At 65.9% G+C, this 19095-nt stretch carries 18 protein-coding genes and 1 tRNA gene; 12 read left to right on the top strand and 7 right to left on the bottom strand.

Features of this window, described 5'->3' with window-relative positions; translation table 11 throughout:
- Positions 1-229: 229 nt before the first annotated feature.
- The 7 genes from QZX93_RS20485 to QZX93_RS20455 form a co-directional block, all read right to left on the bottom strand.
- On the bottom strand, positions 230-703 hold the full coding sequence (locus QZX93_RS20485; protein WP_295392788.1) for a hypothetical protein: 474 nt from the start codon (positions 701-703) through the stop codon (positions 230-232).
- Between the two features lie 41 nt (positions 704-744).
- Positions 745-1323 (bottom strand): aminoacyl-tRNA hydrolase, encoded by a 579-nt coding sequence (pth, locus tag QZX93_RS20480; RefSeq protein ID WP_295392787.1) that lies wholly within the window; start codon positions 1321-1323, stop codon positions 745-747.
- A gap of 80 nt (positions 1324-1403) precedes the next feature.
- The gene (locus QZX93_RS20475; protein ID WP_295392786.1) at positions 1404-2012 is read right to left on the bottom strand and encodes a 50S ribosomal protein L25/general stress protein Ctc; all 609 of its coding nucleotides are present in this window, start codon (positions 2010-2012) and stop codon (positions 1404-1406) included.
- Positions 2013-2220: 208 nt separating this feature from the next.
- Positions 2221-3174 (bottom strand): ribose-phosphate diphosphokinase, encoded by a 954-nt coding sequence (locus tag QZX93_RS20470; protein ID WP_366760850.1) that lies wholly within the window; start codon positions 3172-3174, stop codon positions 2221-2223.
- A 55-nt stretch (positions 3175-3229) separates the two neighbouring features.
- Positions 3230-3304: transfer RNA gene (locus tag QZX93_RS20465), tRNA-Gln, on the bottom strand.
- A 21-nt stretch (positions 3305-3325) separates the two neighbouring features.
- A complete protein-coding gene (gene ispE / locus QZX93_RS20460) occupies positions 3326-4186 on the bottom strand; it encodes a 4-(cytidine 5'-diphospho)-2-C-methyl-D-erythritol kinase (protein ID WP_295392785.1) in 861 nt (286 codons plus the stop codon).
- Complete coding sequence (locus tag QZX93_RS20455) at positions 4183-6060, bottom strand: tetratricopeptide repeat protein (RefSeq protein ID WP_295392784.1); 1878 nt, start codon at positions 6058-6060, stop codon at positions 4183-4185. The genes ispE and QZX93_RS20455 overlap by 4 nt, the downstream gene beginning before the upstream one ends.
- Before the next feature lie 156 nt (positions 6061-6216).
- Here QZX93_RS20455 and hemA point away from each other — a divergent pair, with 156 nt between their 5' ends.
- The 12 genes from hemA (at position 6217) to QZX93_RS20395 (ending at position 18922) form a co-directional block, all read left to right on the top strand.
- Entirely contained in the window at positions 6217-7494 is a 1278-nt protein-coding gene (gene hemA / locus QZX93_RS20450; protein ID WP_295392783.1) for a glutamyl-tRNA reductase, read from the top strand.
- The gene (gene prfA, locus QZX93_RS20445; RefSeq protein WP_295392782.1) at positions 7491-8570 is read left to right on the top strand and encodes a peptide chain release factor 1; all 1080 of its coding nucleotides are present in this window, start codon (positions 7491-7493) and stop codon (positions 8568-8570) included. The genes hemA and prfA overlap by 4 nt, the downstream gene beginning before the upstream one ends.
- A 103-nt stretch (positions 8571-8673) precedes the next feature.
- The gene (locus tag QZX93_RS20440) at positions 8674-8910 is read left to right on the top strand and encodes a DUF433 domain-containing protein (protein ID WP_295392781.1); all 237 of its coding nucleotides are present in this window, start codon (positions 8674-8676) and stop codon (positions 8908-8910) included.
- Positions 8911-8977: 67 nt separating this feature from the next.
- Complete coding sequence (locus QZX93_RS20435; protein WP_295392780.1) at positions 8978-10699, top strand: hypothetical protein; 1722 nt, start codon at positions 8978-8980, stop codon at positions 10697-10699.
- Positions 10700-11003: 304 nt separating this feature from the next.
- Positions 11004-11894: an SUMF1/EgtB/PvdO family nonheme iron enzyme gene (locus tag QZX93_RS20430; RefSeq protein WP_295392779.1), complete on the top strand. Its 891-nt coding sequence runs from the start codon at positions 11004-11006 to the stop codon at positions 11892-11894.
- 416 nt (positions 11895-12310) lie between these two features.
- Positions 12311-13210: a peptide chain release factor N(5)-glutamine methyltransferase gene (gene prmC, locus QZX93_RS20425; protein WP_295392778.1), complete on the top strand. Its 900-nt coding sequence runs from the start codon at positions 12311-12313 to the stop codon at positions 13208-13210.
- A gap of 79 nt (positions 13211-13289) precedes the next feature.
- Complete coding sequence (locus QZX93_RS20420) at positions 13290-13547, top strand: type II toxin-antitoxin system ParD family antitoxin (protein WP_295392777.1); 258 nt, start codon at positions 13290-13292, stop codon at positions 13545-13547.
- Positions 13547-13870, top strand: coding sequence for a type II toxin-antitoxin system RelE/ParE family toxin (locus QZX93_RS20415; RefSeq protein ID WP_295392776.1), 324 nt, complete (start codon positions 13547-13549; stop codon positions 13868-13870). Before QZX93_RS20420 ends, QZX93_RS20415 begins: the two co-directional genes overlap by 1 nt.
- A gap of 75 nt (positions 13871-13945) precedes the next feature.
- Positions 13946-14203 carry a DUF433 domain-containing protein gene (locus QZX93_RS20410; protein WP_295392775.1) on the top strand — a complete coding sequence of 86 codons (258 nt, stop codon included), beginning with the start codon at positions 13946-13948 and terminating at the stop codon, positions 14201-14203.
- 6 nt (positions 14204-14209) lie between these two features.
- Complete coding sequence (locus QZX93_RS20405; RefSeq protein WP_295392774.1) at positions 14210-14467, top strand: type II toxin-antitoxin system Phd/YefM family antitoxin; 258 nt, start codon at positions 14210-14212, stop codon at positions 14465-14467.
- 351 nt (positions 14468-14818) lie between these two features.
- Complete coding sequence (locus tag QZX93_RS20400) at positions 14819-16282, top strand: RsmB/NOP family class I SAM-dependent RNA methyltransferase (RefSeq protein WP_295392773.1); 1464 nt, start codon at positions 14819-14821, stop codon at positions 16280-16282.
- Positions 16283-16453: 171 nt separating this feature from the next.
- Complete coding sequence (locus QZX93_RS20395; RefSeq protein ID WP_295392772.1) at positions 16454-18922, top strand: DUF4838 domain-containing protein; 2469 nt, start codon at positions 16454-16456, stop codon at positions 18920-18922.
- Positions 18923-19095 lie beyond the last annotated feature (173 nt).

The following is a 19095-nucleotide window of genomic DNA, read 5'->3' as shown; positions in this document are numbered from 1 at the left end:
GGATACAAGTTGTACGCATAGAAAATCAGAGGCTTACAGCGTTTCTGTCCGTTGCCACTAAGACCGCAATATTTTCGCCACTGGACTCTATCTACCTGTTTCTAAAAAGATATGCTTCCACTGGAAATCCAAGAGACCCTTTGTTTCTTCTTGGCGTCTTGGCGTCTTGGCGTGATCAACTGCCGGATTTAGGGTCAAGCGCTGACGCGCCAGACACTGGCCGCAGACATCAACGCGGGACGAATCGCAACGATCCATGCACACTGCCGGGGGCGGACGTACCCCCCCGCATCAGGGCACCAGTCCACCGACAGACGCCTGGCCCTCCGCCCCCGGACGAGAGCGGGAATGACCCATCCGGACACCGCTGAACGGGGGGCGCATCCGCGGAATGCTCCCGTTCATGCACCCGATGCTCCGGCTGCCATGCGTACCCATTCGGTTTCCACGCTGGCACATCCCGTGCCCGTGCCTCGGCATCCCGCGCCCGCGCCTCGACATCCTGCGCCCGCGCTTCGGCATCCTGCGCCCGCGCTTCGGCATCCTGCGCCCGCGCTTCGGCACGCGCATTCGCCTTCATGGCGTTTCGCTCGTCGATCATGCGCGCCTGATTGAGAATGGAGTAAGGGTTTTCTTCTTCGGCACCTGGGGCGGCGTCTGGATTGCGGACGGGGATATCCAGCTCCCGCTGAGCGAAGTCCACTGGGCAAGACACCTCGGAGTACGACACCTCGCCGGCGGCGTTCAGCGCCCGCGATGCAACCGGTTCATCGCCATCTGGAAGCGCCCGTCCAGGCAGTCGTCGATGGCCCCCTCGGCGTCGCGCAGCGACTCCTCGATCCGCAGTGCGTCGTCCCGGGAGGGGCGACCCAGTACATAGTTGGTGACCTGGCTGCGGTCGCCGGGATGGTCGATGCCGACGCGCAGGCGCCAGAAGTCGCGGCTGCCGAGCTGAGTGATGGTGTCGCGCAGGCCGTTGTGACCCGCGTGCCCGCCGCCTTGCTTGAGGCGCACGGTGCCGACGGCGAGATCCAGCTCATCGTGGACGACGAGGACCTGCTCGGGGGGGATATCGAAATAGCGACTGACGGCGGCCACCGACCGGCCGCTGAGGTTCATGAAGGTCGAGGGCTTTAAGAGCCGCAGGTCCATACCGCGCCGGGTGAGCCGCGCCACCGCACCGTGGAAGCGGGCCTCGGCCTTGAATGGCTGCCCCAGGGCCAGTGCGTCGACAAACCAGAAGCCGACGTTGTGACGCGTGGCGGCATAGTCGGGGCCGGGGTTGCCCAGACCGACAATGAGACGGATGCCGACGGGGTCCATGGCGATGTTGGCTCCGGTTGAGCGCTGGCCCGACGGACAGTCCGCCGGGCCAGTCGAGTCAGGGTCCTGACCGGACGCGATCAGGCATCACCCTCGGCCTCATCGGTGGTCTCCGCACCGGCACGGGGGCCGTGCATGACCACGACCGGCTCATCCGCATCCGGGGTGTGGGCCAGGGTCACGCCCTCAGGCAGCGGCAGTTCAGCCAGGTGGATGATGTCGCCAATGGCCATGGCCGCGACATTGACCACGATATACTCGGGCAAATCCTTGGGCAGGCAGGTGATCTCGATCTCGGTCAGGGCGTGCGAGGCATTGCCGCCGGCCTTGATGCCGGGGGACTGCTCCACGTTCATGAAGTGCAAGGGCACCACCATGCGCAGCTTCTCGTCCTGGCTCACGCGCAGGAAATCGGCATGCAGGATGAAGGGCTTGGCCGGGTGGCGTTGCAGGTCCTTCAACACCACGGTGGACTCGGTCTCACCGATCTTCAGATTCAGCACATGGGAGTAGAAGGACTCGTGCTCCAGGTGGCGGAGGATCTGGTTGTGCTGCAACGTGATCATCACCGGTTCCTGATGGCCGCCATAGACGATGGCCGGGATCAGGCCCTGGTGACGCAGGCGGCGGCTCGCACCCTTACCTGTATCGCTGCGGGGCTCGGCGAAGACGTCAAAATTTACGCTCATGGGCGTTCTCCAGTTAAATCACAAAACAATGCGCCGGGGACCCGCGACCAGGTACCCCGCCACACAAGGAGCGGACTAAAAAATCAGCCAGCAAATAATTCCAAACGCCGACGCTCGCGGCGCAGAGCGCCAGTCACATGCGTGACACCGCTTGAGCGGTGTCACGAGCGCATAACGACTCTTTTTTGGCTTCAGCCAAAAAAGAGCATCAATCCATGAACAACGAACTGACCGACTCCTCGGTGGAGACTCGACGCATGGTCTCCGCCAGCAACTCGCCGATGCTCAACTGCCGGATGCGCGGGCAATTGCGGGCCGCGGGGCGCAGCGGGATGGTATTGGTCACCACCAGTTCATCGAGCACCGAGTTGGTAATGTTCTCCACCGCGGGTCCGGACAGGACCGCGTGGGTGCAGTAGGCCACCACCTTCCGGGCGCCGTGCTCCTTCAGGGCCTTGGCGGCATGGCACAGGGTCCCGGCGGTGTCCACCAGGTCATCGATCATGACGCAGGAGCGACCCTCCACGTCACCGATGATATTCATCACCTGGGCCTCGTTGGCCTTTGGCCGGCGCTTGTCGATGATCGCCAGATCGGCCTCATCCAGGCGCTTGGCCAGGGCCCGCGCCCGCACCACCCCGCCCACGTCGGGCGAGACCACGATCAGGTCCGGGTGCTTCTGGCGCCAGACATCCCCCAGGAGGATCGGCGAGGAGTACACATTGTCGACCGGGATATCGAAAAAACCCTGGATCTGGTCGGCGTGCAGGTCCATGGTGAGGACGCGATCCGCGCCGGCCTGCCCGATCATCTTGGCGACCAGCCGGGCGGTGATCGGTACCCGCGCCGAGCGCGGCCGCCGGTCCTGACGGGCATAGCCGAAATAGGGGACGACGGCGGTGATGCGCTTGGCCGAGGCCCAGCGCAGCGCGTCCATGAGCACCAGCAGTTCCATCAGGTTGTCGTTGGTCGGGGCGCCGGTGGACTGGACCACAAAGACGTCGCGGCCGCGCACATTCTCCTGGATCTCGGCCATCACCTCGCCGTCGCTGAACTGGCCGACCACGGCCTTGCCCAGCGCTAACCCAAGGTGTCCGGCGATCTCCGCGGAGAGTTCCAGGTTGGCATTCCCGGAAAAGACCATCATGTGACTGGCAGGCAAGGCGGGCTTCCTGTCTGAACGAGCGGACTCAGGGGGGATGAATGACGGCATAAATTGGCTGGGGCGCCAGGATTCGAACCTGGGGATGCCGGGATCAAAACCCGGTGCCTTACCGCTTGGCGACGCCCCAAAAAAACATTGCGCGTGTGACTCAGGTCGGGCTCCCAGCCAACCGATCCAACAGCGGAGAGCGGTTAAGCCCACGCGCCACGAAGGACCCGAACTGCGCAGGTACGCGCTCACGGGCCGCCAGGGCGGCGTCCCGATCAGCGAAGACCGCGAACACGCACCCACCGGTCCCCGTCAATTGACCGCCCCCGACGGCTTCTAGCCAGTCCAGGGCGGCGGCCACCTCGGGATAACCGCGCCGCACGCCCCCGAGACAATCGTTGCGCCGGTCTCCCGCAAGGAAGTCGGCAAGTTTGACGGGAACTGAGTCCCGCGTCAATTGCGGGTCAGCAAAAACCGCCGCGGTGGCGACCTGGCCGGCCGGAATCAAGACCAGATACCAGGGCTCGGGCAGGTCCACCGGGGTCAATTGCTCGCCGACGCCCTCCCCCCAGGCCGCGCGCCCACGCACGAAGACCGGCACGTCGGCGCCCAGCGGCAAGGCGAGCGCGGCCAATTCGTCCTCCGGGAGATTGAGCCCCCACAGCCGGTTCAGGGCGACCAGGGTGGTGGCGGCGTCCGAACTGCCGCCGCCGAGCCCGCCGCCCATCGGCAGGGTCTTCTCCAGGCGGATGTCCGCCCCGCACCGACCGCCGCCATGGACTTGCAGGGCGCGGGCGGCGCGCACCGTCAGGTCGGCCGACTCGGAAACGCCCGGGATATCCACCAGGCGATGGATAGCGCCATCGTCGCGCGGCGTGAACCAGAGCCGATCGCCGCAATCGATGAACTGGAAGACCGTTTGCAGGCGGTGGTAGCCGTCCGGGCGCCGGCCCAGCACGCGCAGCATCAGGTTGAGCTTGGCCGGGGCCGGCCAGGGGAGCGTGTTCGCTTCGGGGGTCACTGGTGGGCCTCGTTGCTGGTACTTGGGGGCACAGTGTTCGGGACCTCGGCCGGGACCTCGGGCGCGGCCCCGGGCGGCGCATGACGCCCGACCACCTTGAGCAGATAGGCGTGGTCCGGATGGTCCTTGAGGGCACTGTCCCAGACCGCGCGGGCCTCATCCTGCCGGCCCATCGACCACAGCACCTCGCCCAGGTGCGCGGCGATCTCCCCGTCCTTCATGGCCTCGTTGGCACGTTGCAGGTACTCCAGGGCCGCCGCGGGGCGACCGAGCTTGTAGTTCACCCAACCGACACTGTCCAGGATCGCCGGCTCCTCGGGCTTGAGCTTGTAGGCCCGCTCGATATAACCCAGCGCCTCCTGGTAGCGCTCGGTGCGATCCGCCAGGGTGTAGCCCAAGGCATTGAGCGCGTCGGCATGGTCCGGATTGATCTCGATGATGCGCCGCAGGTCCTGTTCGGCCGCCGCGATCCGCTCGTGCTTCACCGCCAGCATGGCACGCCCGTACAACAGGTCCAGGTCGTCGGGAAAGGCGCTGAGTGCCTCGGCATACACCTGCATGGCCGCGTCCTCGCGCCCGGCCTGATCCAGTATCTCGGCCTCGGCGAGGAACAGTGTCTGCGCCGCCTCCGGCACCTGGTCGCGCAACTGCTGGATACTCTCGCGGGCCTGCTCCACCTCGCCGGCCTTGGCCCGCAGGACCGCGATGCGGACCTGGGCGTCCAGCCGGTTCGCCCCCTGGGTATTGGCGTACCAGTCGATGGCCGCGGCGTTCTGCTCGGCCCGCTCCTCGAGCTGACCGAGATAGAAGCTCGCCTCATCGCGCCGCTGGTCGCTCTGGTACAGACGGGTCAGGTCGTCGCGCGCGACCTTGAGGTCGCCCAGCTCCATGGCCAGGATGCCAGCGGCAAACAGGACCTCCGGGTCGTTCGGCCGGTCGGCGAGCAACCGCTCGAAGGCGGCCCGCGCCCCGACATAGTCCTTCTGCTCGAGCAAGGATTGGCCGTAGAGCAGACGCAAGGACTGATCGTCCGGGTTGGCCGCAATGAACTGCTCAAGCAGCGCGCGGGCTTCGTCGCGTTGTCCCGCGGCAAGCAGGAGCCGGACCAGGAAGAGACGCGGCTTGTCCCAGTCCGGACGCAACTCCAGCGCCCGGCGGGCGGCCGTGGTGGCGACCGCCTGTTGGTCGGCGCTCGCGGCCACGATCGCCAGCGCCTGCTGGGCCTCGGCGCTGCGCTCGTCGCGCGCGGCCAAGGCCTGCATGAGTTCGAGGCGCTCCGCCGGGCTCGCCGCCCGCGCCACGATGCCCGCCGCCTGCAAATAGGCAGTCTCGGTATCCGCGCCGGCCAGCCGGACCAGTTGCGACAGATAGTCGAGCGCACCCGCCTGGTCGCCCGCCTTGATCCGCAGGAAGGCGGCGACCTGGACCGCCCCCGCCGAGTCGGGCGCCAGCTTCAACCACAGTGCCATGGCGCGCGCGGCGCCGGCGTCGTCCCCGGCACTGACCGCCGTGCGCACCGCCAATTCGGCCATCTTGGGGTCGCGGGCCAGTTCGGCGGCGCGCAGATACTGGGCGAAGGCCAGCGCCAGATCGCCGCGGTGCGCGGCCACCTCGGCGACCAGGACCGCGTAGACTAGGTCGCTGTCCAGGCCGTCGGGCACGGCCGGGGCGGCTGGGCCAGTGGCAGGCGCCGGCTCCGCCCCCGGCGTGCCGGTGACGGCCGGGGCGCTGGCCGGGGTCGGGGCCTGGGCGGCTAGCGGGTCCGCGTGCGGCGCGGCGAGCGCGCCGAGGCACAGGACGGCAACGAGCCCGGCGGCGGCAACGCTGCCGCGGGACTCTCGGGACGGTGTTTCAGTAATGTAGGAGGGGTTCATGGGAGGTTCCTGGGGGCCGGGCCGCCAGTATACCCAGCCAGTCGGGACTTGCAGCGGAGATCGACTTGGGGTATTTCGGGCCACCCGTGCGCAACCGCGACTTGCATCTTGCGCCATAAGCCGGACAATCGCGCAGTCCAATTTGACGGTCACACCATGAAACTGCTGGTTATCGGTCTCAATCACAAGACGGCCCCAATCGAGGTGCGCGAGCGCATCACCTTCGGACCAGACATCATCGCCGGGGCGCTGCGTGACCTGCGGGGGCACCCGGGTGTCCACGAGGCGGTGGTGCTCTCCACTTGCAACCGCACGGAGGTCTACTGCGCCACCGACGATGGGGGCGAGGAAACGGTGCGCCACTGGCTCGGCGGCTTCCACGGCATCGAGTACGAGCGGGTCAACCCCTTCGTCTACGCCCACGCCGGCCGGGACGCGGTGACCCACCTGCTACGGGTGGGCTGCGGCCTGGACTCCATGGTCCTGGGCGAGCCCCAGATCCTGGGCCAGGTGAAGAGCGCCTTCGCCACCGCCACCGACTGTACGTCCACCGGAAAGCTCCTTTCACGCCTCTTTCAACATGGCTTTTCGGTGGCCAAGCAGGTCCGCACCGACACCGCCATCGGCAGCAGCCCGGTTTCCGTGGCCTTCGCCGCGGTGAGCCTGGCGCGCCAGATCTTCAGCGACCTGTCCCAACAGACGGCCATGCTGATCGGCGCCGGTGAGACCATCGAACTGGTCGCCCGCCACCTGCACCAGAACGGCATTGGGCGCATCATCGTGGCCAACCGCACGGTGGAACGCGCCCATGAGGTGGCCGCCCAGTTCGACGGTTTCGCCATCGCCCTCACCGAGATCGCCAACCATCTGGCGGAGGCGGACATCGTCATCGCCTCCACCGCCAGCCCCCTGCCGGTGTTGGGCAAGGGGACGGTGGAGCGGGCGCTCAAAAAGCGCCGGCACCGGCCGATGTTCATGGTGGACATCGCCGTACCGCGCGACATCGAGCCCGAGGTGGCGTCCTTGAGCGATGTCTATCTCTACACGGTCGACGACCTGCAAGGGGTGATCGACGAGGGGCTGCGCTCCCGCCAGGCGGCGGCCATGGAGGCCGAGGAGATCGTCGCCTTCCACGCCGAGGAGTTCATGGGCTGGATCCGCTCACTGGACGCCGCCAACGTCATCCAGGACTACCGCAAGAGCGCCGAGCAGTTGCGCGATGAGGTGCTGGAGCGGGCCAAGCGCCAGTTGGAGGCCGGCAAGTCCGCCCCCGATGTGCTGGCCTTCCTCGCCCACACCCTCACCAACAAGCTGTTGCACGCCCCCAGCTCGCGGCTGCGCCAAGCCGCCCGGGAGGGCGATGCCGCGATCATGGAGGCCGCTAACGAACTGTTCCAACTCGGCCTGGCGGCACCCGCCCCGCCGCCCCAATGAACCCATCGATCCGCGACCGGCTGGAGCGCATGGACGAGCGCTTCGGCGAGATCACGGCGCTGATGTCGGACGCCGCGACCCAGTCCGACACCAACCGCTTCCGCGACCTGGGGCGCGAGTACGCCCAACTGGAACCCCTGGTGACCTGCTTCGGTCGCTATCGGGAGACCGAGGAGGAAGTTGCGGCGGCGCAAGAGCTGCTGGCCGACCCCGAGATGGCGCCCCTGGCCCGGGATGAAATCGCGGCCGCGAGCGCCCGGCGGGATGCGCTGGAGCCCGAACTGCATCGACTCCTGGTGCCGCCGGACCCCAAGGATCAGTGCAACTGCTTTCTCGAAGTCCGCGCCGGGACCGGCGGGGCCGAGGCGGGGCTGTTCGCCGGCAACCTGCTGCGCATGTACCTGCGCTATGCGGAGCTGCGCGGCTGGCGCACCGAGGTCTACAGCGAGAGCCAGGGCGAGCTTGGCGGCTACAAGGAGGTGGTGGTACGCATCAGCGGCAGCGGCGTCTACTCCCGGCTCAAGTTCGAGCCCGGCGCCCATCGCGTGCAGCGCGTCCCGGAGACCGAGTCCCAGGGCCGGGTCCATACCTCGGCCTGTACCGTCGCCGTGTTGCCGGAGGTGGAGTCCATCGACGCCATCGACATCAACGCGGGCGACCTGCGCATCGACACCTACCGCGCCTCCGGGGCCGGCGGTCAGCACATCAACAAGACCGACTCCGCGGTGCGCATCACCCACATCCCCTCGGGCGTGGTGGTGGAGTGTCAGGAAGAGCGCTCCCAGCACAAGAACAAGGCGCGCGCCCTGTCACTGCTGCACGCGCGGCTGCTCGCGGCGGCCCAGGGTACCCAGGCGGCGGCCGAATCCCAGTCGCGCAAGCTCCAGGTCGGCAGCGGCGACCGCTCCGAGCGCATCCGCACCTACAACTTCCCGCAGAACCGGCTCACCGATCATCGCATCAATCTGACGCTCTACAAGCTCGATGAGGTGATGGAGGGCGCGCTGGATCAGATCGTCGAGCCGCTGCTGGCGGAGTATCAGGCGGAACAGCTGACGATGATGATGGGCGACTGATTTTCTCCTACTCTCGTGACACCGCTCCAGCGGTGTCACGCCGGTGTCTGGCGCTGCGCGCCGCGAGTTCCTCTCGTTTTCTCTATCGACCTTGGAGCCTGATATGGAATGGAAACGACTCGACCGGATTACCCTTGACCCCGCGGTCATGGGTGGCAAGCCCTGCATCCGGGGTATGCGCGTAACCGTCGGGATGATCGTTGGAATGATCGCGAGCGGCCATGACCAGCCAGAGATCCTGGCCCTGTATCCCTATCTGGAACCGGAAGACATCGCCCAGGCGCTGAGCTATGCCGCCTGGCGCTCGTCCGAGGTTGAAACCGCCATCGGCAACGTATGAAACTGCTGCTGGACATGAACCGTTCCGCCGCCTGGGTGCGGGTGCGGACCTTGCCTTTGTCTTAACCATGGCAGCCGATTCCATCGATCCGAATGACATCGCGGCGCTGAGGCGCCGGGTGGCCGAACTGGAGGCCGGGCAAGCAGCGAACCTCCGCGGCTCCGGCGCCATGGCCCAAGGCGGCAGCGACGCATTGGGCGAGCGCAGCGTCAAGGTCGAGGGTGACGCCGAGACCATCGTCACCGGCACCCAGATCGTCACCAACTACTTCACCGCCGCTAGCGGACGCCTGAGCAAGGAGCAGATCGCCCGCCAGGTGACCGGCTACCTGCGCTGGTTGCGTTCGCGCACCGAGTGCATCGAACTGCGCGGGATTGAGCGGGCGGGCGGGGCGCCCGTGGTGATACTGCCGCTTGAGACGGCCTATGTGCCGCTGCAAGCCAAGTGGATGGCGGGTAGCGGGGAGGATCTGCCCCTGAGCAAGGTGTTGGGATTGGGCAATCGCCTGGCAATCGTCGGGGGGCCGGGGTCCGGAAAGACCACCGTACTGGTGCACATGGCCTGGGCATTGGCCGCGTCACTGTTAACCGGGGAGCCCGAACCGGCGCATTCGCGCCTTGCACTGAAGAAGAAGATAGAGGTCACTGCACCGCCTAAAGCCATGCGGGCGAGCCGGAAACTCAAGCCGGCCCCTCCTCGTTTCGTCCAGATCGATGTCCCTCCGGACGAGTTGCCGTTGCCCATTTTCGTACCGCTCGCGTCCTTCGCGCGCTATCGGCGCAAGCTGCCGGGCAACGCGCCCCCCCGCGAGCGTACCCTGGCACACTTCGTCTCGTACCACCTGACTGAACGGCAGGCCGACTTCGACCTCCCTGCCGACTTTTTCGTCCAAGTCCTTCAGGATGGCCGGGACCTTCTCCTGCTGCTCGACGGGCTCGACGAGGTGGCCAACGAGTCCGAGCGGTTCGAGGTCCGCCAATGTGTCGAGGACCTGGTGAGCGGGCGCGAGGCGATGCGCGTGCTAGTCACCTGTCGGACCGTCGCCTATCCCAGCGGGCGCACCGCCTTGGGCGCGGGCTTCTGCGAGATCCTCGTCCGGCCGCTCGGGCTCGATGCCCACATAACCCCGATGGTCCGCCAGGCCTATGACTGCATCTACCCGCAAGATGCCGCCCTGCGCGGCGAGCGGGTGACCGACCTGCTGGACGGAATCGGGCGGCTGGAGCAGGACCGCCGCAGGCGCCTGGGCAAGGAATTCGAGGCCCTGATCGACAGCCCCCTGATGGTGCGCCTGCTGCTCATTGTTCACGTTAACAACCGCCGCCTGCCCGACGAGCGCGCTGAACTGTTCGACAAGGCCATCAATGCCCTGTTGCAGGTGGACTACGGGCGCGAGGAGGGCGACATCCGAGAGCTCTCGACCGACTGGAAGCCCTTCCGCGACATGGCGCAACACCTCGCCTTCCACATGCACGCACAGGGCCGCGACCAGGGGCGCGAGATCGAAGAGGCGGCGATCAAAGCCGCGCTGCGCAGGGAGGCCGACTTCATTCCGCGCATCGACGACTTCCTGCAGAGCGCCCGCCAGCGCGGCAGCGTGCTGGAGGAGCGCGCCGGGGTCTACCGCTTCATCCACCTGGCCTTCCAGGAGTTCCTCGCCGCGCGCTACCTGCTCGAGGTGACCGGCAGGGAGGGCGGCCACCCCGAGATCGTCAAGCACCTCGAGGACCGACTGAACGATCCCTGGTGGCGTGAGCCCATCCTGCTCCTAGCAGGCTGTCGGACTTAGTGATGCAACCGATTGAATGCAAAGAGTTTCCTCTTTTGCGCCAAAAAGTCGTTTTCCTGTTTAATCAATCGGTTACGCCATCAAGTCCGACAGGCTGCTAGCGGGCTACCTCGGGGCCAATGCTGCCAAGTCCGCGCGCAAATTTCTGCCGGCGCTGGCGCGGGCTGGGCAAACGCCAGACACCCGGATCGCTGCGGCGGAACTGGCGGGAATCGCCGCGCTCGAATGGCGCGAAAGTGGGGAGGCGCTCAAGGCCGAGTGCGCCACGCGGATCATTGCATTGCTGGACGATCCGAGCAGCCGGATGAGGTTCAAAGCATCCCTGCGCGTCCGGGTCGGGAAGCTCGTCGCCCGCCTGGGTGATCCCCGCTTCGACCCGGAATGCTTCTATCTGCCGAGGGATGAGCTACTCGGCTTCGTAGCGATCCCGGCCGATCCGCAGTTCAGGATCGGCACGCGGCAGTCGGCCAAGTCACGGGTCGCGACGATCATCGGCCATGACGTGTCCGACCACGAAATCAACGACGCCCGTACGCCGACGCCGGCCTTCTACATCGCCCGCTACCCAGTCACGGTCGCGCAGTTCGGGGTCTTCGTCACCGCGACCGGGGCCGGACCCCGCGACCTCAGGGCGCTGCGCGATCCGGACAGCCAACCGGTGCGCTACATCGCCTGGCGGGAGGCTATGGCCTACTGCCGGTGGCTGCACCAGTCCCTGGTGGGCGGATCGGCCCTGACGGGCTGCGAGGCCGCCCGGCTGGTCCACGACGGCGCCTGGCAGGTCAGCCTGCCAAGCGAACCGGAGTGGGAGGTGGCGGCGCGGGGCGGGCAGCGGGAGAGTGTTTTTCCCTGGGGCGATACGCCCGACCCAAATGCCGCCAACTACAAGGACTCCGGGATTGAGGATACCTCCCCGGTCGGCTGCTTCCCGGCCAATGGGTTCGGTCTGCACGACATGATCGGCAATGTCTCAGAATGGACACGCAGCCTCTGGACGATCGACTACAGCCAGGTGAACGACCCGAACCTTGATGACCTGGAGGCCAGGGATGATCAAGCGCGGGGCGTACGCGGTGGCTCGTGGCTCGGCCATCGAGGGTACGCACGCTGTGCGTATCGCGGCTGGTCTCTCCCCGAGCATCGCAGCGCCTATCTGGGTTTTCGGGTGGTGTTGCGTACTTCCCCTGTTTCTTAAGCAACCTCCGAAACGGCGCGTCCTGAGATAATGAAGGTCCAGCACCACCCCGCCATCCACTGGCTCCGTTACACTCGGTATCTCTTCAAGCCCGACAGGAGCACCAGCGACCAGCCACCGGGCAATGCATAGCCCCTCGCCGTCGGTTTGCCCGGTCCGCCTCGCCTGCACGCGGGCGCGCCACCGGCTAAGCCTCGACCTCCGGTACTGCCGCGCGCAAACCGGAGGTCGAGGCTTTACCGTGAAAGTCGCGCCGGGAGCGCGGTCCAATCCCCCCTCCCCCCCTCGGGGGGGAGGGCGGGGAGGGGGAACGGCCAAGGCGCCCGCCACTTTCATCTTGCGGGGTGGTGCGAGCGCCATGGCCGTTAGCCGGAAGGGGCTGACCGAGTGCCGAGGCGGCCTTGTCGCTTCATCGTATGAACACTGATCCCCCCGAAAACAGGCACCGTCGGCGCACCGACCAGACCCTGAACGCCGCCACCGCCGCCCTCACCCGCCTGCCCCAGGCCACCCCCCGACTGGAGGCCGAGTTGCTGCTCACCGCGGCGACCGGCTGGACGCGCACCCGCTTCATGACCTGGCCTGAGACCCTGGTGGAGCCCGCAGCCGCCGCCCGCTTCGACGCCCTGCTCGCCCGCCGCCTGGCCGGCGAGCCCATCGCCTATATTCGCGGTCGGCAGTCCTTCTGGACCCTGGATCTGCGGGTGACGCCGGACACCCTGATCCCCCGCCCGGAGACCGAACTGCTGGTCGAGATCGCGCTGGAACTGCCGGACCCGCAGCGGCCGCGCGTCGTCGCGGACCTGGGCACCGGCAGCGGCGCCATCGCCGACGCCGTCGCCGACGAGCGACCCCACTGGCGGGTCATCGCCACCGACCGCTCGGCCGCCGCGCTGGCGGTCGCCTGCTCCAACGTCCGCGAGTGCGGGCTCGAGAATGTCCTGCTGCTGCGTGCCGACTGGCTCGCACCCATCGCCCCGCACTCACTGGACCTGATCCTCGCCAACCCGCCCTATATCGCCGCCGCCGACCCGCATTTGGGCCAGGGCGATCTGCCCTACGAGCCCAGTTCCGCCCTCGCCTCCGGTCCCGACGGGCTCGACGCCCTTCGCCGGATCGCCGCCGAGGCCGTCCGCTGCCTGCGCCCGGGAGGATTGTTGGCGGTCGAACACGGCTTTGAACAAGGCGACGCCGTCCGTCGGCTGTTCAGCGAGCATCGCCTGGTCAATCCCGAAACCCGGCACGACCTGGCGGGCCTGGACCGGGTCACGCTGGCGTGGGCACCCGAGGTTCATCAGTCGGAAAAATCACCATGACCACGACCAAAAAGGTCCCTCGTTTTCTGTTAGCCTCTGCATGAGACGGGGCCGCCCGCTGTATATCGAGGCAATCGCCATGCAAACCGTGAACATTTCCCTACCCGATCCGCTCAAGCAGTTCGTGGATGGGCAGGTCGCCCAGGGTCGCTACAGCAGCGCCAGCGACTATGTGCGCGAACTCATCTGTGCCGATGAGAAGCGCAAGGCCGAAGAAACACTGGAGGCAGCGCTCCTCGAAGGATTGAACAGCCCCGAGAGCCCTCTGACCCCCGAGGACTGGACCGCCATGCGCACGGAGGCAATGGCCCACGTGGCATCACCCAAGCAGCGCTGATGGTGAAGGTCTATCAGAGAGCGGCGGCCAGACGTGACCTGATAGCACATTTCGTGCATCTGGCTGAGAACGCCGGATTGGACACGGCGGAGCGATTCCTGAAAAACGCCCAAGCCAGTTTCGACGATTTGGCGGGTCGCCCAATGATGGGCACGCCGATGAAGCCACGAAATGCCGCTTTGGGCGGGATGCGCAAGTGGCGGATCAAAGGCTTCGACAAACACTTGATCTTCTATCTGCCGCGCCCTGACGGCATCTCGGTCGTGCGGGTGCTGCACGGGGCGCGGGCCTGGTGGACCCTGTTGGGGGTTGACACGCAGTAGCGGTCTGACAACGGTGGTTGGCACTTCGTCGGGACCAGGACAATGCCCACTAAGCAATCGATCTTGGAGCCAAAGATGGAGTGGAAACGACTCGACCGAATTACCCTCGACCCGGCGATCATGGGCGGCAAGCCCTGCATCCGGGGTATGCGCGTCACCGTTGATATGATTGTCGGAATGATCGCGAGCGGTCATGACCGACCCGAGATCCTGGCCTTGTATCCCTATCTGGAACCGGAAGACATTGCCCAAACGCCGAGCCATGCCGCCTGGCGCTCCGCCGAAGTCGAGACCGCCATCGGCAACCGTGACAACACCGCAGCAATTGACTAACCTATCATGAACAGTATCCCCGATCCGGAAATCGAGCGCCGCGGCATGTCCGCCGTGGACGATTCACTCCGAATAGATCCGGTACCGGTCATGGAGAACGACCGGCCGCGTTATGTTGTCTTGGCCGCCGAGGACGACGCGCATATGACCGCCGGTCCGAGCGCATGGGACTGCCTCGACCAGCCGAGCCGCGCCACCCGGGACAAGGCGGCGATCGATGCCGACGTTGCCGCCGAACGCGACGCCTGGAAGCGTTCGACATGATCGTTTTTCAGTCCCTGATCGGTGCTCGACCATTCACCGGGCGGATGATTTGGACACCGAACGCATTCCGGTGTCTTGCTTGGCGAGCTTGGCGCCTTGGCGTGACAACTGCTCTTTCCAGGTTGAGCTGGCGTCGCGGTCGCGGGCGGCATCCTCGATACGGGGTCAAAGGATGCAAGCGGAAAATTCCGGCAAAGGCGGCGCGATCTGTCAGTCGACGGTGGCCGAATGCCTTCGGCGGTGATGCGTTCGCCCGGGGATAGCACGCTGCGCTGACTCTTGGGGGAACGAGCCCGCCCTGGGTTAACATGGCTGGTTCGACACCGACAGCGCCCAGCCACGACCATTCTTATGATCCCACGCACCGCCCGCGGCAGCGCCGCCTCGCTCCCCACCCCGGACCAGATCGCGGACTCGCCGCTCGGTCGCTACCGGGGCATCGTCGACGACTGGGAGGCCTTCACCGCCGCCCTGTGCCGGCCGCTCGCCCCGGTCATCTGGGCCAACCCGACCCGCATCACGGTCGCCGACCTTCAGGACCTGCTGGCGGAGGAAGGCATCGCGGCCCGGACCATCCCCTGGCTGCCCGGGGCACTGCGACTGCCGGTCGAGACCCGCTCCGGTCAGCACTGGTGGTATTGCGCCGGGTTGGCCCATGCCCAGGAGGAGGTCTCCCAGGTCCCGGCCCACCTGCTCGACCTGATCCCTGGTCAACGGGTGTTGGACCTGTGCGCCGCCCCCGGCGGCAAGACCGCCCAGATCGGGCTCGCACTGGGCAACCGCGGGACCCTGATCGCCAATGACATCGCCTCCGCCCGCATCAAGGCACTGCAAGGCAACCTCGACCGGCTCGGCATCCTGAATTGCTCGACCACCTGTTCCGACGGCGCCAACTGGCCCACCGCCGGGGGCCAGTTCGACCGCATCCTGGTCGACGCCCCCTGTTCCAGCGAGGGCACGCTGCGCCGCACCCCGCACCTGCTCGAACGCCTGGACCCGGGCAGCCAAACGCGGCTGCCCACCCGCCAGCGCGCCCTGCTGCGCAAGGCGGTGCAGCGCCTCAAGCCCGGCGGGCGACTGGTCTATTCCACCTGCACCTTCGCCCCGGAGGAGAACGAGTGTGTGGTGGCCGACATCCTGGGGGAGCTCCCCGGGCAGTTGCGCCTGGTGCCGGTCAAGCTGCCGGGGCTCATCGGCTCGCCCGGTCTCACCCATTGGGACGGGCATGACCTGCCGGCTGAATTGGCCGGGTGCCTGCGCATCTGGCCGCACCACAACGACAGCGGCGGGTTCTTCATCGCCGTGCTGGAAAAGGATGGGGAGACACATGCTGAGTCGGAACCGCTGACCGCGATCCTGGACCCGTCAGACGGCGCCGATTGGCTGCCCGACCTCAGCGACCACTACGGCCTGCCCGCAGACTGGTTCCAACACCTGCGCGCCCACCGGCAATCGCGCCGCGGACTGCACCTGATGGCCGCGGACCACTGCCCGCCGGCCGTACCCCGGACGCAGGGCAGCGGGCTCTTTTTCCATCGTACCAATGTCCGCCCACCCAAGCCGACCACCACCGCGGCCCTGCTCTTCGGCCCCGCCGCGACCCGCTCGCATCTGCCCCTGACCCAGGAGCAGCGCGACCGCTATCTGCGCCGGGAGCAGTTCGACCCCACGCCCGGACAGGCCGCCGCAAACCCGCCGGGGCAGGTCGTGGTGAGCTATCGCGGTCAGGTTTTGGGAGTCGCGGTGCTGCACCGCTCCGGCATCATCGAGAGCCTGTTCCCGAGCCGCTGGAGCGGGTGTACCGGTGGGGTCTGAGGGCACCTCACCCGCCCGGTAATTGGAGCGCACCGGGCGCATCATTCGGCGAATGAACCCTCACCGGATTGCTGTTGCATTGACGAGGACCTTCATCGCAACATAGGCGCCCGCGGTCCTGCACCGGATCGTCCGCGCGAGTCTCTCCGAACCTTGACAGGATGATACCTGATGACCCTCTCGATGCGTTGCTTTGTGTTCATCTGTGGGTTCTGGTTCATCCTGGGCAATGCACATGCCCAAGTTGCTGGAATGTCGAAGTCCGGCAACCTGATCATTGCGTCCGCCGGCAAGACCCAGGCCGTGATCGTCGTCTCGCCCGAGGCGGGGCTGCCTGAGACAAAGCTCAAGGATGGCAGCCTTGTGCGCGGCCAGGCGCCCACAGGAACGCGCAATGCCGAGTGGTTGGCTGCCATGGATCTAGCCAAGTATATCGGCCTGATGACCGGTGCGTCCCCGCGCGTGGCTTTTACGCGCGAAGAAATCGACGCCACGCTTAAGGGTAACGCACCCATTTTCTTGGTGGGCGAGGAGGCCTTTAAGGCGCTGCCGGATTGGGAGCAGCGCGTTCGTGCCGCGGCCAAGCCGAACCCCATACTGGGTGCGGACGCGATCGGCCTATTGCGCAAGGGCCACCGCGTATACCTGGCCGGCAACAATGACGAGGCGCACTATTTTGCGGTCGCCGAATTGCTCTGGCGCTGGGGGTGCCGCTGGTATATGCCCACGGATTTCGGCGAGGCAATTCCCGAACTCAAGACCCTGGCGGTCGGCACGCTCGATTACACCTACGGCTCGCCTTTTGAGATCCGCAGCTACTGGATTTCCTGGGTCGGCGACAGCACCGGCAGAGCTGAATTTCTGCGACGGAACATGATGCTGCCCGGCGCCCGCGGCTTTCCGCCCGATGGCCATGCCCTTGACGCCTACACCAAGGATGCGCCGGGCGCCCAAGGCAAATTCAACTTCCCGATCACCGCACCGGCCACGGCGGCACATATCGCCCGGAAACTCGATGCCAACTTTGCCAAGGGTAAAGACATCTCACTGAGCATCGCAGACGGCATTTACGACTCGGCCGATCCCAACGACGTGGCGCTGATGAAGCTCCAGTGGGACAAATACATGATGCGCTGGTCGGTGTCCGACCCGATGCTAGAACTGTATAACAACATCGCGCGCATCCTGCAGGAAAAGCACCCGGACAGCCATGCCAAATTGGGCTTTCTAGCCTATGCGAATATGACAATCCCGCCGGTACGCGACATGACTGCCGAGCCGCCGCTCTTCTGCCAACTGGCGCCCATCGATATCGACCCCAATCATGGCATGGACGCCCCGGATTCGCCGCCGCGCCAGGAGTATCGGGAGATGATTAAGCGCTGGGCCAAGATCATGCAGGGCCGTCTTGCGATCTATGATTACGACCAGGGCATGCTGGTTTGGCGCGATCTGCCTAATCCGTCGCATCAGGCGTTTCGTCAAGACGTCAAACACTATCGCGATGCCGGCCTACTCGGCATCAATACCGAGAGCCGTAATGCCATCGGCACCACCTTTCTCAACCTGTTTTTCCGCGGACGGTTGATGTGGAACCCAGACGAGGATATCGAACTGCTGCTCAAGGAGTTCTATCCTAAATTTTACGGCCCGGCCGCCACACCCATGGCGACTTACTGGGACACGATCTATGCCGCCTGGGCGAACACCATCGTCACTGAGCACGAGTATTTCGCGGCGCCTGCCATCTACTCGCCCGCAGTGATCGAGACCTGTCGCCGGAGCCTGGAGGAGGCCGAGAAGCTGGTCGAACCGCTGACCCGCAAGACCAACCGTACGCGTAATGAGCAATTGATTTTAGACCGTATGAAGTTCACCCGCATGAGCTTTGCGATCATGGATGGCTATTTGCGAATGGTGAGTCTGGCCGCCACGCAAGGACGCTATCAAGAGGCGGCGGGAGTGGGCGCGCGGGCGCTGGCCGTGCGCGAGGACATGACCGACATGAACGGCATCTTCACCACGTATCGCAAGATGGGGGAGAAAGGGCCGGCCTGGTGGCCGGGTGAGGTCCAGCAGTATGCCAAACTGGCCAACCTCACGGACGGACCCTATGGCCAACTGATTGCCCTACTCCCCTTGGAATGGGCGTTCCATCGCGATAAGCAGCGCGTGGGTGTCGCCCAGCAATACGCCACGCAGGCAGTAGACCTGGCCTTCTGGAGTGCCAACAAGGATCAATACACGCTCAGAAGCCTAAAGGACTATCCCGACCAATGGGAGATCCTGCGCACGGATCTCTATGCCCAGGCGCAAGGTATCCGCGACCCGGACGGACAGAGCTTTACGGGCGATCTGTGGTATCGCACCAGTGTCGAACTGACGGCTGCCCAAGCACAGAGCAAGGCGCATCTGCGGTTCCCTGGTCTATTCAACGAAGCCTGGCTTTACGTCAACGGCCAACCCGTGGCCCACCGCGAGCAAGACCCAATATGGTGGCAGAATGACCTCGCCCACGAGTGGGATGTGGACCTGTCGGGAAGGCTCAAAGAGGAGGGGAACACCATTGCCCTGCGGACAAATTGCGAACACCATTTCGGCGGCATGTTTCGTCGGCCGTTCCTCTATCAAGAAAAATGACAAGTGGCGCATGGACGATACGGACTTGACCATCAACGGTTCTCGTTGGTAACGCCGGCGAGGGAAGCTCCAGCTTCCCGTGGCCCGACACGCGACGCTGGAGCTCGCGCATTGGGGGCTCGCTAGCGGAGAGGGCTTTGTTCCGCGCAGCGGACCCTACGACTTGGAACGGC

It is taken from the genome of uncultured Thiodictyon sp. (assembly GCF_903946935.1).
GTDB lineage: Bacteria > Pseudomonadota > Gammaproteobacteria > Chromatiales > Chromatiaceae > Thiodictyon.
This window is presented reverse-complemented; position numbering and strand designations above follow the sequence as displayed.

Coding starts and splice junctions, on each gene's coding strand:
- QZX93_RS20410 (WP_295392775.1), top strand. CDS start 13,946: ATGGAGTGGAAACGACTCGACCGAATTACCCTCGACCCGGCGATCATG.
- QZX93_RS20400 (WP_295392773.1), top strand. CDS start 14,819: ATGATCCCACGCACCGCCCGCGGCAGCGCCGCCTCGCTCCCCACCCCG.
- QZX93_RS20415 (WP_295392776.1), top strand. CDS start 13,547: ATGGTGAAGGTCTATCAGAGAGCGGCGGCCAGACGTGACCTGATAGCA.
- pth (WP_295392787.1), bottom strand. CDS start 1,323: ATGGACCCCGTCGGCATCCGTCTCATTGTCGGTCTGGGCAACCCCGGC.
- QZX93_RS20440 (WP_295392781.1), top strand. CDS start 8,674: ATGGAATGGAAACGACTCGACCGGATTACCCTTGACCCCGCGGTCATG.
- hemA (WP_295392783.1), top strand. CDS start 6,217: ATGAAACTGCTGGTTATCGGTCTCAATCACAAGACGGCCCCAATCGAG.
- QZX93_RS20405 (WP_295392774.1), top strand. CDS start 14,210: ATGAACAGTATCCCCGATCCGGAAATCGAGCGCCGCGGCATGTCCGCC.
- prfA (WP_295392782.1), top strand. CDS start 7,491: ATGAACCCATCGATCCGCGACCGGCTGGAGCGCATGGACGAGCGCTTC.
- QZX93_RS20455 (WP_295392784.1), bottom strand. CDS start 6,060: ATGAACCCCTCCTACATTACTGAAACACCGTCCCGAGAGTCCCGCGGC.
- QZX93_RS20420 (WP_295392777.1), top strand. CDS start 13,290: ATGCAAACCGTGAACATTTCCCTACCCGATCCGCTCAAGCAGTTCGTG.
- QZX93_RS20435 (WP_295392780.1), top strand. CDS start 8,978: ATGGCAGCCGATTCCATCGATCCGAATGACATCGCGGCGCTGAGGCGC.
- QZX93_RS20395 (WP_295392772.1), top strand. CDS start 16,454: ATGACCCTCTCGATGCGTTGCTTTGTGTTCATCTGTGGGTTCTGGTTC.
- QZX93_RS20430 (WP_295392779.1), top strand. CDS start 11,004: ATGAGGTTCAAAGCATCCCTGCGCGTCCGGGTCGGGAAGCTCGTCGCC.
- prmC (WP_295392778.1), top strand. CDS start 12,311: ATGAACACTGATCCCCCCGAAAACAGGCACCGTCGGCGCACCGACCAG.
- QZX93_RS20475 (WP_295392786.1), bottom strand. CDS start 2,012: ATGAGCGTAAATTTTGACGTCTTCGCCGAGCCCCGCAGCGATACAGGT.